The following is a 2310-nucleotide window of genomic DNA, read 5'->3' on the forward strand; positions in this document are numbered from 1 at the left end:
TTTCGGGTCCAGCTCCGGGTGGGCAGAGGCGGCACGCATGCCCAGCGGATCCAGGTCCGCTGCCAGATGGCCGCGGATCCGGTAGGCGCGGATCAGCATCAGCGCCCGGATCGAGTCCAGCACTGCCCGCTGCACCTGATCGTCGGTGACCTCGACGCCTTTGGCGGAGGCTTTGTCCCTGATCTTCTTGCCTGCGCCCTTGGTCTCGGCCGGGGCGGGCCATTCGCCGGTCAGCGCGCCGGTGAGGTCGTCATCCAGCGCCGGCGGCCAGTCGCTGCGCGCCCAGGAGGGGCCCTTGGCTTCGGCCTTCACGTCGAGTTCGGCGTCGCCCATGTGGCGGAAGAACTCAGCCCAGGCGGCGTCCACCGCGTTCGGGTCATTGGCGTATTGGGCATAAAGCTGCTCCAGATACTCCGCATTGTGCCCCTGCATGAAAGAGGAGGCGTGGAAGAGGTCGTTGGGCGATTGGTCGGTCATTGGTTTGCCTCATCGGCTGTGATTTCTGCGGGGGGAGCAATAGACAATGAAATTTCGATCATGGCGTGAGCGTCTAATGAAATGTTCAAGGAATTCTCAATCGCGGCTGCATCCGTGAGAAAGAACCTGCCTTTCGGTGACACCGCTGTCGGATCGTCACTCACGGGCGGAAGTTCGAACTTCCCGCTTGCAACGCGATCAAATTCGGTGGGCAAGCTATCTTTGAAGGCGGCCGCCAATGTACGGGCTGCTTTGCTGCCATCAAGTGAATACAGTGAGCAGGTTTGTTTCCAGCCGCTTCTGCCGTTTTCTGAGAACGAGATGAGCAGTCGTGCTGATGCAGATTCAGGGGTGTTTAGTGTAACCGAGACAGGTGAAATTGCCGGAAACCTCCGCGGCTCATCGGAGGCGGTGTCCCTATCAAGAACGACTTTAAACAGTTCAGCATCTGTGAGTGTGCCGAAGTCTTGAAGGCCAGCTTCGTTCGAGCGAAGGCGGGCCATCGCTTGGGCCATGTAAGGCAAGGTTCCTTTTTGCCAGCTAGAAATTGTCGCGTAGGCAGCTCTCCATTCCCGCAACTCAAATGCTTGTTCTTCAGAAGCAAGCGTCCAGCCACGCCTTTCAAAAGCAGATCGTGAACCCTTGGGGCCGGGGGACGGTTGTGAGCAGAACGCAACAACGGTTTCCACAGAAGGCAAGTCGAAGGCCGATACTGATGCCGTTCCGAAAAATGTAAGAGATACGCTTGCAGTGATTGCCGTGCGCAGAAGCTTAATCACCTTCATCTCTGGTACGCGCTTTGCCCGGCGCAGCGCGCCGGGCAGCGCCCATCCTGCCCCCCACGGGGCGGGCGCTTCGCACCCTCCCCTCCGGGACGGGCGCTGGACACTGCCGTGACGCACTGCGGGAGCCATCTTACTTGCCGATCGCTTTCAGCACCGCTTCGCCCAGGCCGGCCGGGCTTTCGGCGACCACGATGCCTGCGGCTTTCATCGCTTCGATCTTGTCCTCGGCGCCGCCTTTGCCGCCGGCGACAATCGCGCCCGCGTGGCCCATGCGGCGGCCCGGAGGGGCGGTGCGGCCTGCGATGAAGCCTGCAACCGGCTTCTTGCGGCCCTTCTTGGCTTCATCGGCCAGGAACTGGGCGGCTTCTTCTTCGGCGGAGCCGCCGATTTCGCCGATCATGATGATGCTTTCGGTCTCGTCATCCGCCAGGAACCATTCCAGCACGTCGATATGCTCGGTGCCTTTGATCGGGTCGCCGCCGATGCCCACGCAGGTCGACTGGCCGAGGCCCACGTCGGTGGTCTGTTTCACCGCCTCATAGGTCAGGGTGCCGGAGCGCGACACAACGCCAACCGAGCCTCGGCGGTGGATATGGCCGGGCATGATGCCGATCTTGCAGGCGTCGGGGGTGATCACGCCGGGGCAGTTGGGGCCGATCAGGCGCGACTTGGAGGTCTCCAGCGCCCGCTTCACCCGCATCATGTCCAGCACCGGGATGCCTTCGGTGATGCAGACGATCACTTCCATTTCGGCGTCGATCGCTTCGAGGATGGAATCGGCGGCAAAGGGCGGCGGCACGTAGATCACCGAGGCATTGGCTTCGGTCACATGCTTGGCTTCATGCACGGAATTGAAGACCGGCAGGTTCAGGTGCGTCTGGCCGCCTTTGCCGGGGGTGACGCCGCCGACCATTTTGGTGCCATAGGCGATGGCCTGTTCAGAGTGGAAAGTGCCCTGCGAGCCGGTGAAGCCCTGACAGATAACTTTGGTGTTTTCGTCGATGAGGACTGCCATGATGTCGGTTCCTTCAAGCGGTATGTGTGTGTT

General features: G+C 61.3%; 2 protein-coding genes and 1 pseudogene. All 3 read right to left on the reverse strand.

The annotated features are described in order from the left end of the window. Positions 1-477: pseudogene (gene sucA / locus A2I95_RS32140) on the reverse strand (2-oxoglutarate dehydrogenase E1 component); the annotation flags it as partial. Next, positions 474-1262, reverse strand: a complete 789-nt coding sequence (locus A2I95_RS32145; RefSeq protein ID WP_291736359.1) for a hypothetical protein — start codon at positions 1260-1262, stop codon at positions 474-476. The pseudogene sucA and the gene A2I95_RS32145, both read right to left, overlap by 4 nt. 130 nt (positions 1263-1392) lie before the next feature. Further along, complete coding sequence (sucD, locus tag A2I95_RS32150; RefSeq protein WP_291736361.1) at positions 1393-2277, reverse strand: succinate--CoA ligase subunit alpha; 885 nt, start codon at positions 2275-2277, stop codon at positions 1393-1395. Between the last annotated feature and the right edge of the window lie 33 nt (positions 2278-2310).

This window comes from Leisingera sp. F5 (assembly GCF_001593695.1).